General features: G+C 62.6%; 17 protein-coding genes and 1 pseudogene. 12 read left to right on the top strand and 6 right to left on the bottom strand.

Annotated elements, in window-relative coordinates:
* Nucleotides 1-4: 4 nt before the first annotated feature.
* From A7A77_RS10765 to A7A77_RS10755, 3 genes are read left to right on the top strand one after another with little or no spacing between them, the layout of a single operon-like run.
* The gene (locus A7A77_RS10765) at nucleotides 5-1552 is read left to right on the top strand and encodes a class I adenylate-forming enzyme family protein (RefSeq protein WP_066557536.1); all 1548 of its coding nucleotides are present in this window, start codon (nucleotides 5-7) and stop codon (nucleotides 1550-1552) included.
* A 10-nt stretch (nucleotides 1553-1562) separates the two neighbouring features.
* A complete protein-coding gene (locus tag A7A77_RS10760) occupies nucleotides 1563-2792 on the top strand; it encodes a thiolase family protein (RefSeq protein WP_066557534.1) in 1230 nt (409 codons plus the stop codon).
* On the top strand, nucleotides 2789-3376 hold the full coding sequence (locus tag A7A77_RS10755; RefSeq protein ID WP_066557532.1) for a DUF5134 domain-containing protein: 588 nt from the start codon (nucleotides 2789-2791) through the stop codon (nucleotides 3374-3376). Before A7A77_RS10760 ends, A7A77_RS10755 begins: the two co-directional genes overlap by 4 nt.
* Here A7A77_RS10755 and surE read toward each other — a convergent pair whose 3' ends face one another.
* Nucleotides 3377-4135: a 5'/3'-nucleotidase SurE gene (gene surE / locus A7A77_RS10750; RefSeq protein ID WP_066557530.1), complete on the bottom strand. Its 759-nt coding sequence runs from the start codon at nucleotides 4133-4135 to the stop codon at nucleotides 3377-3379.
* A 152-nt stretch (nucleotides 4136-4287) separates the two neighbouring features.
* Here surE and A7A77_RS10745 point away from each other — a divergent pair, with 152 nt between their 5' ends.
* Genes A7A77_RS10745 through A7A77_RS10730 form a run of 4 tightly spaced genes read left to right on the top strand, consistent with a single transcriptional unit; the run spans nucleotide 4288 to nucleotide 7763 of the window.
* Complete coding sequence (locus A7A77_RS10745; RefSeq protein ID WP_245638450.1) at nucleotides 4288-5040, top strand: PEP-utilizing enzyme; 753 nt, start codon at nucleotides 4288-4290, stop codon at nucleotides 5038-5040.
* Nucleotides 5037-5651 (top strand): hypothetical protein, encoded by a 615-nt coding sequence (locus A7A77_RS10740; RefSeq protein WP_066557527.1) that lies wholly within the window; start codon nucleotides 5037-5039, stop codon nucleotides 5649-5651. The genes A7A77_RS10745 and A7A77_RS10740 overlap by 4 nt, the downstream gene beginning before the upstream one ends.
* Nucleotides 5652-5655: 4 nt before the next feature.
* Nucleotides 5656-7383 (top strand): pyruvate, phosphate dikinase, encoded by a 1728-nt coding sequence (locus A7A77_RS10735; RefSeq protein WP_066557525.1) that lies wholly within the window; start codon nucleotides 5656-5658, stop codon nucleotides 7381-7383.
* Nucleotides 7380-7763, top strand: a complete 384-nt coding sequence (locus tag A7A77_RS10730; RefSeq protein WP_066557522.1) for a biotin/lipoyl attachment domain-containing protein — start codon at nucleotides 7380-7382, stop codon at nucleotides 7761-7763. The genes A7A77_RS10735 and A7A77_RS10730 overlap by 4 nt, the downstream gene beginning before the upstream one ends.
* 15 nt (nucleotides 7764-7778) lie before the next feature.
* Here the strand turns inward: A7A77_RS10730 and yihA are convergent, their stop codons facing one another.
* The 5 genes from yihA to rpmH form a co-directional block, all read right to left on the bottom strand.
* Nucleotides 7779-8456: a ribosome biogenesis GTP-binding protein YihA/YsxC gene (yihA, locus tag A7A77_RS10725; RefSeq protein WP_066557519.1), complete on the bottom strand. Its 678-nt coding sequence runs from the start codon at nucleotides 8454-8456 to the stop codon at nucleotides 7779-7781.
* A gap of 1 nt (nucleotide 8457) precedes the next feature.
* On the bottom strand, nucleotides 8458-10254 hold the full coding sequence (gene yidC / locus A7A77_RS10720; RefSeq protein ID WP_066557517.1) for a membrane protein insertase YidC: 1797 nt from the start codon (nucleotides 10252-10254) through the stop codon (nucleotides 8458-8460).
* A 48-nt stretch (nucleotides 10255-10302) separates the two neighbouring features.
* Complete coding sequence (gene yidD, locus A7A77_RS17475) at nucleotides 10303-10512, bottom strand: membrane protein insertion efficiency factor YidD (protein ID WP_082836059.1); 210 nt, start codon at nucleotides 10510-10512, stop codon at nucleotides 10303-10305.
* Nucleotides 10509-10928 (bottom strand): ribonuclease P protein component, encoded by a 420-nt coding sequence (gene rnpA / locus A7A77_RS10715; RefSeq protein ID WP_066557514.1) that lies wholly within the window; start codon nucleotides 10926-10928, stop codon nucleotides 10509-10511. Before rnpA ends, yidD begins: the two co-directional genes overlap by 4 nt.
* A 282-nt stretch (nucleotides 10929-11210) precedes the next feature.
* A complete protein-coding gene (gene rpmH, locus A7A77_RS10710) occupies nucleotides 11211-11345 on the bottom strand; it encodes a 50S ribosomal protein L34 (RefSeq protein ID WP_066557510.1) in 135 nt (44 codons plus the stop codon).
* 188 nt (nucleotides 11346-11533) lie between these two features.
* Between rpmH and A7A77_RS10705 the strand changes: the two are divergent.
* The 5 genes and pseudogenes from A7A77_RS10705 to A7A77_RS10685 all read left to right on the top strand — a co-directional run.
* A pseudogene (locus A7A77_RS10705) lies at nucleotides 11534-12682 on the top strand (YifB family Mg chelatase-like AAA ATPase); the annotation flags it as partial.
* Nucleotides 12683-12707: 25 nt separating this feature from the next.
* Complete coding sequence (locus tag A7A77_RS10700) at nucleotides 12708-14426, top strand: recombinase family protein (RefSeq protein WP_082836058.1); 1719 nt, start codon at nucleotides 12708-12710, stop codon at nucleotides 14424-14426.
* Between the two features lie 186 nt (nucleotides 14427-14612).
* Nucleotides 14613-14819, top strand: a complete 207-nt coding sequence (locus A7A77_RS10695; protein WP_066557503.1) for a hypothetical protein — start codon at nucleotides 14613-14615, stop codon at nucleotides 14817-14819.
* The gene (locus A7A77_RS10690) at nucleotides 14816-15316 is read left to right on the top strand and encodes a hypothetical protein (protein ID WP_066557500.1); all 501 of its coding nucleotides are present in this window, start codon (nucleotides 14816-14818) and stop codon (nucleotides 15314-15316) included. Before A7A77_RS10695 ends, A7A77_RS10690 begins: the two co-directional genes overlap by 4 nt.
* Before the next feature lie 247 nt (nucleotides 15317-15563).
* Nucleotides 15564-16109 (top strand): recombinase family protein, encoded by a 546-nt coding sequence (locus A7A77_RS10685; protein ID WP_066557498.1) that lies wholly within the window; start codon nucleotides 15564-15566, stop codon nucleotides 16107-16109.
* The last annotated feature ends 739 nt before the right edge of the window (nucleotides 16110-16848 follow it).

Below are 16848 nucleotides of genomic sequence, written 5' to 3'. Positions count from 1 at the left end.
GATCATGCGGATGATCGACTTCTTCGATCGCGGTGCACGGATCGCGGCAAGCCGCCCGTGCCTCGTGACCGACGCGGGTACGCGGACTTACGCCGAAGTGGCCGAGCGTTCGCGCGCCATCGCCAACATGCTGGTCGCCGACGGCTTCGCGCCTGGTGCTCATGCCGCGGTGCTGAGCGGCAATGCGCCGGTCGCGTTCGAGGCGATCCTTGGCATTCTGCGTGCCGATGGCGTCTGGGCGATGGCCAACCACCGCGCGGGCGTGGCCGAAAATGCCTACCTGTTCGACCTGCTCGACATCGATACCGTGTTCATCGCGCAGGAAGTGGGCGATCGGGTTCCGGCCCTTCGCGAACAATGCCCGCGCATCCGGCGCATCATCGCGCTGGACGGACCAATCGATGGCTGCGACTTCTTCCTTGAGGACAAGGCGAACGATGCATCGCCCGTGCCGCAGCGTCGCGACGGGCTTGATGACGAACTGGCCTTCCTTGCGAATACTGGTGGAACGACCGGCCGATCGAAGGGCGTGATGCTTTCGAACGGCAACTGGCAGGCGCTCGTCTCCAGCCTCGTTGCGTCGATGCCGATGAAGGTGCCGCCGGTGAACTGCGTGGCGGCTCCCATGACCCATGCCGCAGGACCGCTGGCGCTGGCCAGCATGGCACTGGGCGGGACCGTGGTGGTCCTGCCGAAATTCGAGCCCGAGGCGGTGCTGCGCGCGATCGAGACGCACCGCGTGACATACATGTTCCTGCCGCCCACGGCGATCTACATGATGTTGGACCATCCCGGGGTTGAGAGTTTCGATCTCTCCAGCCTCGAATACATATCCTACGCCGGTGCGCCGATGGCGCTGGAGCGGTTGAAGCAGGCGATCCGCGTGTTCGGCCCGGTGATGAACGCCAGCTTCGGCCAGACCGAGGCGCCGATGTGCGTCACCGCCATGCCGCCGCACGAGCACCTGAACGCAGACGGCGAACTGGCTCATCCGGGCAGCTGCGGACGGCCTAACCTGCTTTCCATCGTCGAGATCATGGACGACGCTGGCAATATCCTCGGACCCGGAGAGCGGGGAGAGATCGTCGTGCGCGGTCCGCTGGTGATGCAGGGCTATTACAACAACCCCGAAGCGACGGCGGAGGTCTCCGCATTCGGCTGGCACCACACGGGCGATGTCGGCGTGCGGGACGAGGACGGCTGGTTCTATGTCGTCGACCGCAAGAAGGACATGATCATTTCCGGCGGATTCAACGTCTATCCCGCCGAAGTGGAAGACGCCCTGCTGGCCCATCCCGACATCGCGCAATGCGCCGTGATCGGTGTGCCGCATGACAAGTGGGGCGAGGAAGTCGCCGCCTTCGTCGAAATGCACAGCGGGCGCGATCTGGATGCGGAGGCGGTGGGCACATTCGTGCGCGACCGGCTGGGGCCGGTAAAGACGCCGAAGTCCATCAGCAGGGTCGATGCCCTGCCGCGCACCAATGCCGGCAAGATCAGCCGCGCGGAACTGCGCAAGCCATTCTGGGAAGGGCAGGGCAAGACGATATGAGCGGCCGGAAATGAGCGGAAAAGCCCTGATCCTCGGCGTGGGGATGACGCAGTTCGGGCGGCATCTCGATCGCACGCATACCGATCTTGTGCAGGAAGCGGTGACGCTGGCGCTGGGCGATGCCGGTATCAAGGCGGCGCAGATCGACAGCACCGTCTATGCCACCGTGGTACAGGGATTCTTTGCCGGCGAGATGTCGATCCCCAGCCAGTTCGCACTGAGACCGCTGGGCATTTCCGGCGTGCGCACGCTGACGGTCGAGGCAGCCTGCGCCAGTTCGACGATCGGCCTGCACCAGGCGATCATGCAGGTAGAGGCCGGGATCAGCGAGGTCGCATTGGTTGTCGGTGTGGAGAAGCTCTACAGCCGCGACCGCGAGAAAAAATTCGCCGTGTTCCAGCAGCCGCTCGATATCGCGCTGGCGAAGCAATATGTCGAGGATACGCGGCCATTGCTCGCCCCTCCGCCGGAGGGGTTCGACGGGCCGGGGCCGAACGCGATGATGGATGCCTATGCCGCGCAGGCACGGCTGCACATGAAGACTTACGGCACGACGCAGCGCCAGATCGCGGCGGTCGCGGCCAAGAACCACGTTCATTCGGTGGACAACCCCCTTTCGCAATATCGCGATCCGATGACGATTGAAGACGTGCTGGCCGCGCCGAATGTTTCGTGGCCGCTGACGGTGCCGATGTGCGCGCCGATCAGTGACGGGGCGAGCGCGGCCATCGTCGTATCCGAGGCGTTCGCGCGGCGCGTCGGTACCGGTCGGGCCGTGCAGGTGCGGGCATGGAATTCGCGCACGGGGCAGGATCGCGCGCCTGACGATTATGCCAACCACGTGACGCGGCTGGCGGCTGCAGAGACCTTCGAGCGGGCCGGATTGTCGCCCGCCGACTGCGACCTTGCCGAAGTGCACGACGCCAGTTCCATCGGCGAGATTCTTCAGGTGGAGGGGCTGGGCCTTTGCTTGCCGGGCGAGGCGGGGCCGGCCGCCGAACGCGGCGAACTGTCGCTGGGCGGGCGCATTCCGGTCAATGTGTCGGGCGGCCTCGTTTCCAAGGGACATCCGCTTGGCGCTACAGGCACCGGCCAGATCCACGAACTGGTGACCCAGCTGCGCGGCGAAGCTGGCGTTCGGCAGGTGGACGGCGCGCGCATCGCCGTGGCCGAGAATTCCGGCGGTTTCTACGGGGTGGAGGACGGCATGTCCGCGGTCACCATTCTGGAGAAGGCGTGACCGGCTCGTTGCCGTTCCTGCTTCTCTTTGCCGTCGCTGCGGCGTTCAGCCTTTACGAACTTGTCGGCCCCGGCGCGAACGGGCGGTCATGGCTGTCCAATGCCGAAGCCCATGCCGCGCATGTCGTGATGAATGGCGTGATGGCCGCGATGTTCGCGCCGCTCTGGGGCACGCTGGCCGAACGGGTCGCGTTCTGGATCCTTGCGGTGGCAGCGGTTGTGCTCGTCTGCCGGTTCGCATTCGCCGTGCGCGGCGGGAAGGGGGGGGAGGCCGGCGGCTCTGCCTATCACGCGCTGGCCACGGTCGCGATGATCTATGCCATCGTCCTGATGCCTGCCGGAAACGCTCCGTCTCACCACGCCGGAATGCACCACGCCGACGTGGCCGCAACGCCACTGGCCGCCACTGTCATCGGGCTGGTCTTCACCGTGGACGCCATTGCCACGCTCGTCCTCGCATTCGCCATGCCCGCTCGGCTTCTCGAGAGTTCGGCTGCGGATTATGCCGCGCAGAAGGCCGAACTCAGGCGTTCGGCGCTTCCACATGTCGTGATGGACGCGGGTATGGCGATCATGCTGCTCTGATCAGAACATGGCCTGCATTCGCGCATGGGCGGCATGATCGGTCATGTCGAGTTGCAGCGGGGTGATCGATACCTCGTTGTCGAGCGCGGCCTGCAGGTCGTTGCCCGGCTCGTTCCCGCCGTTGGGGAAGTTGATCTTGATCCACCAGTAGGGGACATGCCGTTCGTCGACGCGGCCAACCGGGCGGAACGCGCCGTCGGGCCGCTGGCCCATTTTCGTCACGCGGATGCCCTTCACGTCTTCGGGGGCGCAGTTGGGGAAGTTGACGTTCATGAACTGGCCGGGCGTCCAGTCCATCGCCAGCAGCCTTTCGAGCACGACGGGCGCGTACTTTTCCGCCGTCGGCCAGTGGATCGTGCTCTTGTACCGGATGATCTGGCTGAGCGCGATGCCGGGAATGCCCAGCACGGCCCCTTCCATCGCCGCCGAACAGGTGCCGGAATAAGTCATGTCCTCGCCCAGGTTCGGGCCGCGGTTGATGCCGGAAAGGATTACGTCCGGCTTCCTGTCGGGGATCAGCTCGTGAATGCCCAGCAGCGCACAATCGGTCGGCGTGCCGCGTACGGCAAAGTGCCGTTCGTCGCGCTGGCGGATGCGGATCGGGTGGGAAATCGACATCGAATGCCCCGCGCCCGAACGCTCCTCGTCCGGCGCGACGACCCAGACGTCGTCGGAAAACGTGCGCGCGATCTTTTCGAGGAGAATGATCCCCTCTCCGTCGATTCCGTCGTCATTCACGATCAGGATGCGCTTGCCCATGGAAATGTCGCCTCTCTCTTTCACATTCGTGCATTTTCTAGCTTGATGCTGATCGCATTATCGATCAATATCGTCAAACGATTTCGCCGATATGGTGGTTGCGTCAGCACCGCGCAGGATGCGAAGCAAGAGGAAACACGGGAGTCGATGGCTTGAAGAACCTGCCGATAGACGAATTGCGCCACGCCGGGCCGGAGGCGACTCCGCTGGCCGAGGCTATTCTGGCGCTGGTGCGCGGGAAAGTGCGCGATGCCTATGCCGCTTCGGGGCAGGACTGGGCGCTTTTTGCAATGTCCGGCAACACGGCGCTGGTCGATGCGGGCATGATGCAGGATGTGGAGCGGAGCGTGCTGGCAAGCGGCTATCGCTTCGACTGGTCCGCCGCCGTTTCGGTTGGCGAAAATCCCGCGATCTACAAACCCGGTCCCGATGCCGACGGCAAGGGCGACAGCTTCATGTTCGAGCATCCCGACGCCCCTGTCGGAGAGCTGGACGAGAATGGCATGGCCCTGTGCGGCGTGGGCGACAACGTGGTTCGCCATGCCCGCAACGTGACCGGCACGGCACGCTACATCCGGTCGAACGAGCGGGTGCTGCAATACCTGACCGACGGTGTGCCGCCGGGCACCATCGCGGTAATCGACGATTCGGGCGGCACGCTGACCGCGCCGATCATCGACCAGTTTGCAGGGGTCATCTGTGCCGGCGGCACGGTGCGATCGCACCTCGGCATACTTTCGCGCGAATACAACATTCCCTGCCTGATGAACGCCAAGGTCACCGGCATCCGCGACGGCGACACGGTGACGATCGAGGCCAGCGCCGATGCCAAGACGGCAGAGGATTACCAGGAAAAGATCGACCGGACCGGCAAGGTCTGGCGGCATGAAGGAGGCGCGGCATGAGCGCGGGCATGAACACGCGGGAAACCGTGCTGCACGGCACCGCGCTGAAACGCAATTCGACCGCGCCGGAAATCGCGGGAATCATCGCGATGCCGGTTGCCGAAGTGGAGGCACAGCTTGCCGCCGCAGTCGCCGGCGGGCGGGTGATGGCAAATGGCGATCGTTACATGGTCGCGCCGCTGACCGACGTTACGCTCCGCGCCCGCTATCCGCTGGTGTTCGGCGCATTGCGAGAGGACAGCGCCTTCGTTCAGCCTTACGAAGCGTTCGAGCGGGTGAACGTCACCCTCAAGCAGGTCATCACCGATTGGCAGACGATGACAGTGGGCGGCAAGGCTGTCGCCAACGACCATTCCGACGAAGACTACGACGCCGATGTCATCGACCGGCTGGGCGCTGTGCACGAACAAGTCGAGCCGATCCTTACCCGTCTGGCCGCGCGGCTGCCGCGCCTCAAGGTTTACTCCGACAAGCTGCTGGAAGCGCTGGAGAAGGCCGAGGACGGCGATCACGAATGGGTCAGCGATATCCGGCGCGAGAGCTATCACACCGTGTGGTTCGAACTGCACGAGGACCTGCTGCGCATCATGGGCCGCGAGCGGGAGGAGTAAGCCGATGAGCTACGAATGGATTGTCCTTCTCGACGGAGAGGGGGCGGTCACCCGCGAACTCGTGGGCGGCAAGGCGAAGTCGATCGCGGACATGAAGGCGCTTGGCCTGCCGGTTCCGCCTGCCTTTGCGATCACCACGAAAGCGTGCCTCGCGTATCAGGAAGCGGGCGCGATGCCGCCGGGGCTGGAGGACGAGGTCGACAGTGCGATGGCATGGCTGGAAGAGCAGATGGGCCGCACGTTCGGCAGAGGCGACAAGCGACTGCTGGTTTCCGTCCGGTCCGGTGCGGCCATCTCCATGCCGGGCATGATGGACACGGTGCTGAACCTTGGCATCGACGACGATAGCGAGGCGGCACTGGCGGCAGAGACCGGCATGGCCGACTTTGCCCGCGATACGCATCGCCGCTTCGTCGAACTCTATGCCGGCATCGTGCTCAAGCAACCTTTCGAGGCTGAAGGCAGCGGCGCTCCTGCCGACTGGCGCGAGCAGCTTGCCGGCTTCGGAACGCCGATGCCCGCCACCCCGCGCGAGCAGCTGACCGGCGCTATCCGCGCCGTGTTCGACAGTTGGAACACGCGCCGGGCCAAGCGCTATCGCAAGCACAACAATATTCCCGACGATCTGGGTACGGCGGTTACCGTCCAGTCGATGATCTTCGGCAACCTCGACGATCGAAGCGGGACCGGCGTGCTTTTCAGCCGCAATCCGCTGACTGGCGACAAGGCGCCCTATGGCGAATACCTGCCGCGTGCGCAGGGCGAGGATGTCGTTTCCGGCAAGTTCACCCCGCTGCCGCTTGATGTGATGCGGGAACGCGAACCGGACGCCCATGCCCGCCTGCTGGAGGCGTCGGCCCGGCTGGAGAGCGAGAACCGCGACGTTCAGGACATCGAATTCACGGTCCAGACCGGCGAACTCTACTTGTTGCAGAGCCGGTCTGCCAAACGCGCGCCGCAGGCGGCGATGCGGTTTGCGGTCGACATGGTGGAAGAAGGCGCGATCGATATCGCCACCGCACTTTCGCGCGTGACTGCCGAACAGGCGAGCGCGATGCTCCTGCCGCGACTGACATCGGGCGGCGACGATCAGCCCGTCATCGCCAAGGGCGAGGGTGCTTGCCCCGGCGCGGCATCGGGCGTGCTCGTCGCCGATTCCGATGAAGCCGAACGGCTTGCCGCAGAGGGCAAAGCGGTCATCCTTGTGCGCAAGACGACCAGCCCGGACGATATTCACGGCATGATCGCCGCACGCGGCATCGTGACCGAACAGGGCGGATCGACCTCGCACGCCGCTGTCGTCAGCCGTGCGCTGGGCCGCCCCTGTGTCGTCGGCACGGGCGACGGGCTTGTCGCACGCGCAGGAGAAACGGTGACGATCGATGGAGAGGCCGGATTGGTCTTCGCGGGCGAACTGCCCACCGAAATCCCGTCGGAACGCGATGATCGCTATCTTGGCTGTGTTCTCGACTGGCTGCCCGAAGGTGTCCGCGCGCGTGTCAGCGCACCGGGTGCGGACGGGGCCGACGATGCGCTCGATCTCGATCCGCTGCTGGCGGCCGATGCCGACGGTCTTAAGCAATCGTTGCAAGGTGCCACCTCTGTCCGGGGCAATGCGCTGGCCAATCCGGAGGTTGTCAGGACCGCGCTCTCGGCCGGAGTAGAGCGGTTCTACGCGCCGACGATCCTGCCCGTGGCTCTTGCGATCTATTCAGAGGAGGGCGTGTCGTGAACGATGTCAGCCATTCGATAAGGGCGTTCCTGCGCGAATTCAGGAACTCGCCACTGAGCGAAGTTCACGTTGCGGGCGACGGGTTCGAGTATTTCCTGACGCGTCGTGCCGGCAGCACCAGCCCGATGCGCGGAGTGGGCGAGGTGGCGGAAGCGGCGGTTCCGGCCGCCGAAAGCGTGGTGCGTGCGCCGCATCTCGCCCTGTTCCATGCGATCGCTGCCGTTGGCGACATGGTCGCTTGCGGTGATCGCATTGCCGAACTTTCCGTGCTCGACCGAACGACTTACGTAACGGCGGACCGGGACGGAACGATTGCAGCCATCACGCCGAATGCCGGACTGGTCGAGTACGACGAGGAACTGCTGATCATCGCGGGGTAACGGTGGGCGCTCGGCTCAGCTTTCCGCGCTTTGCAGCACGAAGCCGCGCAGTTCGTCTATGCCCATGCCCTTTTCGGAGCTTGTGACCGAAATCTCCGGATAGGCGCCCGCGTGCTTGCGGGCGGCGGCCTCGGTCTTCGCCAGTGTCGCGGCAAGTTCGCTCGCCTTGACCTTGTCCGCTTTCGTCAGGACGACGCGGTATGACACGCCGGCCATGTCCATCATTTCCATGATCTCGGCATCCACCGGCTTGATCCCGTGGCGCGCGTCGATCAGCAGCAGGCAGCGCTTCAGCACCTGACGCCCGCGCAGGAAGTCGTTCACGAGGAAGCGCCACTTCTTCACGACGGCGGGCGGTGCCTTGGCAAAGCCGTAGCCGGGCATGTCGACCAGCCGGAATTCCGGCGGGGTTTCGCCATCCTCCGAACCGCCGACGTTGAAGTAGTTCAGTTCTTGCGTGCGCCCCGGCGTGACGGAGGTGCGCGCAATCGCCTTGCGCCCCGTCAACGCATTCAGCAGCGATGACTTGCCGACGTTTGACCGGCCCGCGAACGCGATTTCCGGCACGATCGGATCGGGAAGGAACTTCAGCTGCGGGGCCGATAGCAGGAACGTCACCGGCCCGGAAAAGAGCTTGCGCGCACGTTCCTCGTAGAGGGCCTGACCGGGGTCTTCGGGAAGTGTCTCTTCCACGTCAGCCCTTTGCCTTGCCGTTCTTCTCGGCCTTTTCCCTGGCGAGGTCGGTCTTCAGCTTTTCCTTCATGTCCTCCGCCGCAGATGCTTTCAACTGCGGGTGGCGCGAATAGAGCAGCTTTTGCTGGCCGATGGTCAGCAGGTTGGACGTGATCCAGTAGATCAGCAGGCCGGCCGCGAACGGCGCCATGATGAACATCATGAACCACGGCATCAGCATGAAGATCTGCTGCTGGGCCGGATCCATCTGCGCCGGGTTCAGCTTGAACTGCAGCCACATCGTGATGCCCAGCAGAATCGCGAGCACGCCGATGGCAAGGAAGCCGGGCGGGTTGAAATCCAGCAGGCCGAACAGGTTCAGGATGTGCAGCGGATCGGGGGCGGAAAGGTCCCTGATCCACAGGATGAAGGGCTGGTGGCGCATTTCGATCGCCAGCATCAGTACCTTATACAGTGCAAAGAACACTGGAATCTGCAGGAACATCGGCAGGCAGCCGGCCAGCGGGTTCACCTTTTCCTCGCGGTAGAGCTCCATCATCTTGGATTGGAGCATCTGCTTGTCGTCCTTGTACCGCTCCTGCAGCGCCTTCATCTTGGGCTGCACCGCCTTCATCGCGGCCATGGACGCGAACTGGCGCTGGGCGATGGGGAACATGACTCCGCGCACGATGACGGTCAGCAGGATGATCGCGACGCCGAAGTTGCCGACGATCTCGAACAGGCGGGTCAGCAGCCAGAAGATCGGCTTTTCGAACCAGCGAAACCAGCCCCAGTCGATGGCGAGGCCGAAGTGGGTGATGCCGCCATCCTCGTACATGTCGAGCACACGGCTTTCCTTCGCACCGGCGAAAAGTTGCGTGGTGCGCGAAACCTGCTTGCCTGCAGGGACGGTCATCGCGTCATAGATGACGTCGGCGCGGAACCTGGCATCGCCCAGCGAGCGGAAGTCGGTGGTCGTCTTCGCACCTTCCTGCGGGATGAGGGCGGAGAGCCAGTAGATGTCGGTGAACCCGATCCATTCTGCCGCGCCCAGTCCGCCGATCGTGCCCTTTTCTGCAACGTCGTCATAGTCGTTGCCGAAGCTGACCGAACCGTCGAAGGCGCCGATGGGCCCTGAATGCACGGTCCACGTATCGACACTGGCGGTGTTGCTGGTGCGGTTGACCAGCGCGAACGGCTTTACCGCAACAGAGCTGTCGCCGGTGTTCGCGACCGTCTGGGTCGCCGTGATCATGTAATGTTCGTCGATCTCGAACAGGATCGAGAAAGTCAGCCCCTCACCGTTGCTCCACTTCAGCGTAACCGGCTTGCCGGGAGCGAGCGGGCCGCCTTCTGTCTGCCATGCGGTGTCGAGGCCGGGGAGGCGGACGTTGTCGCCGACGAAGCCGAACTGCGCGAACTGCTGCGCGGGCGTACCGGCGGGCGAGAACAGGCGGACAGGGCCGGAATCCTTCTCGACCGTCTGGCGATGGGTCTTCAGTGTCAGATCGTCGATCTTCGCGCCGACGGGATTGATCGAGCCGAGCACTTCGGGCGAATCGATGGCGATGCGGTCCTTGCTGCCCAGCGATTGGTCCAGATCCGCCTCTTCCTCGGCGATGGCCGCCGGATCGGTCAGGCCGCCTTCGCGGGTATGCTTGACCTTCGCCTGCTCCTCGCTTGCGGGGGCCGCTTCGGTCGCGGCGGCGACCGGCTGTTCGGGCTGCGGGTAGAAATAGTTCAGGCCCAGCTCCCAGCCGAGCATCAGCAGTGCGATCAGCACCACTGCCGTAATCATGTTGCGCTGACTGTTTTCCACCTAGAAACCTTTGGTAATTTCAAGTCCAAGTCGGCCGGCCGATGCCGGTCAGGGCACCGGATCGTGCCCATGCCCTCCCCAAGGGTGGCAGCGCAATAGCCGCTTGGTCGCAAGCCAGCCACCCTTAATCGCGCCGTACTTCTTCAGCGCCTCTATCGCGTATTGCGAACATGACGGGCTGTAGCGGCATGACGGGGGCAGGATTGCCGACGGGCCGATCTGCCACAGGCGCGCGATGGCGATCAGGATCCACTTCATGCGCGCGGTTTCCTTTCGCGGGGCTGGCCGGAGCGGGGCCGGCGGGCGCGCGGCGGATCGCCCTTGCCCTCCCGCGCGCGGGTCAGCGCCATCGCCAGTTCCTCGCCCAGCCTGGCAAAGTCCCGCTCGATCCCGCCTTCGCGTCCGATCAGGATATGATCGTGTCCGGGAAGACCGTGTTCGGGCAGTGCGGACCAGAGCAGTTCGCGAAAACGCCGCTTCATCCGGTTGCGCACGACTGCGTTGCCGATTCGCTTGGTGACGGTAATGCCGTAACGCATCGGATCGCCCTCCAGCCCGTTGGGGCGGGCAAGCAGCACGAAACCGGGCCGCGCGACCCGCAGGCCCTTGTTCGCGGCAAGAAAGTCCGCCCGCTTGCGGATGACTTGAGGTTTCGAGGCGAGCGGGTGCGTCATGGCGATATGTTAGGGTTTTTGTTTGAGTCCCTCAAACGCCGGGCGCGGTCCATCCGGACCGCTTGGCTCCGTCGCAATAAGCGGCGGTGGCCGTTCGGCCTTGCGGGAGTCGCTACGCGCCCCGCGCCACTATCGATACAGGCAGGAAACGACTTCGGGCTGCCCGTGAGGGCAGCCCGCAAGGCCGAATGGCCGTCGCGCCTTATTGGCGTGGAGAGCCCGACAATCCGAAGGATTGCACCGGCGATTGAGCGGGTCGAACGTCGTTCGACCCTCAAACAATCAGGCGCTCAACTTCTTGCGGCCGCGTGCACGACGGGCGCGCAGGACCTTGCGACCACCGGGGGTGGCGAGGCGGGCGCGGAAACCGTGGCGACGCTTGCGCACGAGGTTGCTCGGCTGGAAAGTGCGCTTCATGGCGAATTCCTCAAGAAACTAACGAAAAAGGGCCGCCGAACATGGGCGACCGCCTGTGTGGGCGTGCCGTTACGGGCAAGCAGGCCGCGAGTCAAGCGGCTGTGCATCGTGCGCATAGTCCCTCTCGACAGGGTGATCCCCGATGGGCATGACGGCATTGCAGAAAATTCTGGGGTCGTATCAAAGACATGGTCGCATTGGTCCGCACCGTGGCCTATCTCGGGCTGGAGGCGCGCAGCGTGGAAGTCCAGTGCCAGTTGGCACCGGGACTGCCCGCATTCAACGTCGTCGGACTTGCCGACAAGGCGGTCGGGGAAAGCCGCGAACGCGTGCGCGCCGCGCTGGCCGCTATGGGGCTGGCGCTGCCGCCCAAGCGGATTACCGTCAACCTCTCCCCCGCCGACCTGCCCAAGGAAGGTTCCCACTACGACCTGCCGGTCGCGCTGTCGTTGCTGGCGGCAATGGGCGTGACCGATGCCGAGCAACTGGGCGAATGCGTCGTCGTGGGCGAACTTGCGCTCGACGGGCGGATCGCGGCGACGCCGGGCGCCCTGCTGGCCGCGATGCACGCCGCTAACGAGGGTAAGCGCCTGATCTGTCCGGCGGCGCAAGGGGCGGAAGCGGCGTGGGCGGGCGGCGATGCCGTGGTGGCTGCGCCTGACCTGATCAGTCTGCTCAACCACCTGAAAGGCACGCAGCAATTGCCTGCGCCCGGCCCCGGGGGCGTGGATACTCCTCCGCCGTCTGCCGACCTGAAACAGGTGAAGGGACAGGAAACCGCAAAGCGCGCGCTGGAGATCGCGGCGGCGGGCGGGCATAACCTGCTGATGATCGGGCCACCCGGTGCCGGTAAGTCGCTGCTCGCGTCCTGCCTGCCGGGCATCCTGCCGCCCCTGACCAGTGCCGAGGCCCTGGAGGCGAGCATGGTGCAATCCGTGGCCGGACTGCTGGAGGACGGGCGCATCAGCCGCGCGCGCCCTTTCCGCAGCCCGCATCATTCCGCATCGATGGCGGCGCTGACGGGGGGCGGGCTGAAGGTGAAGCCGGGGGAGGTCAGCCTTGCCCATCTCGGCGTCCTCTTCCTCGACGAACTGCCGGAGTTCCAGCGTGCCGTACTCGATTCGCTGCGCCAGCCGCTCGAAACGCGCGAGGTCAGTGTGGCGCGGGCCAATGCGCACGTAACATTCCCAGCCAATGTGCAGCTGGTGGCGGCAATGAATCCGTGCCGCTGCGGGCATCTGGGCGATCCGGCGCTCGCTTGCTCCCGCGCGCCGAAGTGCGCGGCCGATTATCAGAGCCGTGTTTCAGGTCCGCTGCTCGACAATATTGCGGACCATTCAACCCAGTTGGTAGAGTGGTCTCATGAAGACGAAATTAGTTTACATCTATGCGCGATGGTCAACTCACGAACAGGCCACTGGAAGCACTCTCGAACGACAAATAACCAATTGCGTCAGTTACAATGAACGACTTGGACGGGTAATTTCAACCAAGCCAATCGTCGATTCCGGCAAGTCCGCTTACACGGGCGCGAACATCAAATCTGGAAATCTCGCGAAATTCGTTGCCGAGCTTCGCACGGGTGAGATCGATCCCGCCGAAACGATTTTGACGGTTGAGGAACTGGACCGCCTATCGCGCCAAGACGCGGTGACGATGTTGGGCTGGCTCGGTCCTGTTCTTGGCCTTGGCCTCACCATCGAAGTGGCGAAGTCGGGACAGATCATCGACCATGACATGATGACCAACAACATAGCGGGATTGATGACCGTGCTCATCACCGCCTTCGGGTCACACCATGAATCAAAGAAAAAGGCCGAACGGGTCGGCGCGGCGTGGCAACAGAAGCGCGACAAGCTCGCGGCGGGTGAGGTGCTTCCGGCGAAGCACCATTGCCCCCACTGGCTGGAAATCGAAAATGGTGCGTTCGTCGTGCTTAAAGAGCGCGAACGGCTCGTGAAAATGATTTTCGCGAACCGGCTAAAAGGTATCGGCAAGGAAACCACTGCTCGGCAGTTTAACGAACTGATGAAGACCGATCCCGCTTTCAATACTTGGGGGCGGGGCAAACGGAAGGCGAAATATTGGACCGGCACTTATGTCGGACGCATTCTGAACAACCCGGCTGTCATGGGCTATTGGCAACCGCACACGCATCCGCGCGGCGGTGAGCGCAAGCCAATCGGTGAACCCGTCATGATCTATCCGCAACTCATCGACCGTGCGACCTTCGACAAAGCTAACGATGGCCGTCTCGATGCGCAGATGCGGGCGCAGGGCAAGGGGCGTGCGGTAAGCAACTTGTTTGGTCCGAAAGCTCGGTGCGGGCGGTGCGGGGCGAAGATGGATGCGATGGGCAGCGCACGGGTTCGGATCAACAAGAAGGGCGAGAAGCACCAACACTACTTTCTCTATTGCTCGGGCAACAAGCGGACGAAGACTTGCGATCATTCCTTGGGCTGGTCCTATCAACGAATTGAAACCCCGCTACTCGATGCTTTGCTTGAGCGAGCGATGGACGATCAGCACTTTGCAGTTGATGACGGTTGCGCAGAGCTTGAGATGGCGGTGTTCGCGGCTCGACGCGATGCGAAAGACGCGGCAGCAAGATTGAAGCGCGCGCTCATGGTGGCGAACAACATCGATGATGAGGAAGCTGCCGAAGCGCAAGCGGTGATAGTCGGCGAGCGGGGAAAGGAAAGCACCGCGGCAAAAGCCGCGTTGGAGCAAGCAGAAGAAAATCTGGCGACGGCACGGGGCAAGGTATCACCCGCAGAGCATGTGCGCCGTGTCAGCGAAATTCGCGGGATGATGGAAAACGACGACCCGGAAGAACGGTATCAGGCCCGTTCGCGGGCCAAGGCTGCTTTACAGGATATTGTTGAACGGGCGGATTTCGACGACCGGCGCGGCATCGTCACAGTGAGACTGCTCGGCGAGATGGCAGTCATTCACATTTGGCGCAATGGTCGCGTGGGCTATCTTGATCTCGTCCATCCGCAACGGAAAAGTGTCGGGGCGTCCAGTGAACAACAGGAAGTGATCGACCGCTTCATCAGGCGAAATCAAAAGGCGGCATAGACCACGCCCCAAACAGGCTAAATGGCCGACACAGAAATCTCTTTTCACTCGAAAATAGAAGGTCGTTTCTCCATATAGAACCAAAAGAATTTCTGGGATTGCGCAAATGAATATTGCGAACGAAGTCGAGGGTGTGAGATGATCAATGGATGTTGATAATATTACCCAAATAGTATAAATACAGACATGCGATATTATGAACTTATCGAAGAACTCACCCCCGCCGAGCGTCACCGCCGAGCCGCCGAAAAACGGCGCGCTGCGCATGAAAAGCGCAACGCTGCGCAGAAACGCAAGACGAGCGCCGCTTACAAGTATCAGGACACGGTGCGCAGCGCCAACAATGCGATTCAGAGCGCCAACAACGCGCTGGCTAACATTAAGCCGTCATGATGCCGCTATCTACGGCTGACACTCGACAGGCGTGGGTCGAGTTTCTTGGTGATCAGGGTTACACGCACGCCGTAACCCTCAAGCCCAATCATCGCACCGAGCGGACGACGGCGGAGTTCTTGCGCAGCGCCTTCACCCGCTTCCATCGCGATGTCGATCAGGCATTGTTAGGTCCGCGTTATAACACCGCATCAAAGCGCCATTTGCGCACAGAAGCAGCGGGCATCATGGAGGGGCTCCCGCTGGTCGGGCACATCCATGCAGTATTCCGCGTTGCGCCTAACCGCTGGACAGACTTCGAGGGGCTGTTTCGCCCCCTGACCGCCGACATCACCATCAATCCGAAGCGGCTCAATCCTTGGGCGGCGCGGATCGTTGGCGGCACCAGCGTCGTCGAAAGGATCACCGATGCCGAAGGATGGCTGTCTTACTCGACCAAGTATTTCACGGACATCGATAGCGCAGACCGCATCATGTTCCTGCCGTTCGACGCCTGATCGAGCGGCGCACCGCGCATTCCGATCCGTTGTTGCGCCAACGCGGGAAGGGATGCTCTCGGTTCACCACCAGCCGCCGAAGCCCTCATCACAGGGCAATGGCTTCTTATACCCAAATAAGAGGATGACTTGAAAGGGTATACCTAAATGGAAGGAGCTTCTGCATTCTAATTTGTTCCGAATGGCTTGACATAGCGATCCTTTCGGAACATCCCAGTAGAGTCTTAAGCTTATACGGAACAGATTGATGTTGATCGGCTATGCGAGGGTTAGCAGTACGGGGCAGGACCTCACTGTTCAGGAGGGAGCGCTCCGTGCGGCTGGTTGCGATCAAATCTACAGCGAGAAGAAGTCCGGTCGGCAGGCGACGGATCGCGAAGCTCTTCGCGACGCCATCAAGGCCGCGCGCGCTGGTGACATCGTCGTTGTATCGCGCCTCGACCGCTTCGCGCGTTCGACACAAGACCTCCACAACCTGCTCGCTACTTTGGAAGCGAAGGGCGTCGGCTTTCGATGCCTTGCCCAGAGTGGCGTCGATACCACGACGCCGACCGGAAAGCTCACGCTATCGATCCTCGGTGCGGTTGCCGCCTTTGAAACCGATTTGCGGGCTGAACGGCAGGCGGAAGGCATCGCCCGCGCCAAGCAAGAAGGGCGGTATAAAGGGCGCTCGCCCAGCATCGACTACTCTACGGTCAGGCGACTGCATGGGCAAGGTTTGAGGCCCACGGAGATCGCCGGGCTGTTGGGCATTGGCAGGACAAGTGTCTATCGAGCGCTGGCATCACAATAATTGACACTCTGCTGCCTGCTTGCGCCGCATAGCCGATTTGGATTTATTAGTGTTGAGTGATTGAGGCTCTCATCGTGTCGGAATTGGTTTTATTAACGCTCGGAAATCGAGAGGTCATTCGATGCTCAAGCCTCGCGGATGCAAAGGCCCGAGCAGACGCATCCTCTGATAAAACGGGCCGAATCTTTGTGGAAGTTTTTCCCGTCGGCGGCGGGCCTGTGATGACCCTTGATTTCGACAACCAGACTGGCGACTGGATTCCGGCTTCCGACGGTGTGCCGTAAGCTCGAAGGCTGCACCATCATTCATCGCGCTCAACCGCCATTGAGCAAAGCCTATAGGGTCTCACTAAACTCCGAGGTGAGCAAAACGCCAGCCCGGTCGAATGAACGGGTTGCCATCACATCGTAATATCGACCACGGAGTGATAGTCGGTATAAGTTGCTTTCATCCGGATACGGTTCACCGGTGGACAGAACACGAGCGCGCCTATCGGTCATAAACTGGGCGACGGAGTCGAAGCTAACCTCACGCAGATATTCGCATGGGTCCTCACGGTGAGCAAGTTTTTCGATCCAGTGTTCGATGTAAGACTCGTCTTGGAACTTCCTTGAGAATAATGCCTTTAAGAAACTCATCGCGCGTCTTGCCCCCTGTGTCGGTGATACGCATACTCTGTCGGTGTGAGAACCAGCGATTCAGAGCATGGCCGCCTTTGAAGCAAGAAAAAAGACCTGCC

The organism is Croceicoccus bisphenolivorans (genome assembly GCF_001634625.1).
GTDB lineage: Bacteria > Pseudomonadota > Alphaproteobacteria > Sphingomonadales > Sphingomonadaceae > Croceicoccus > Croceicoccus bisphenolivorans.
The sequence above is the reverse complement of the archived record's forward strand: the minus strand, read 5'-3'. Positions and strand labels throughout refer to the sequence as shown.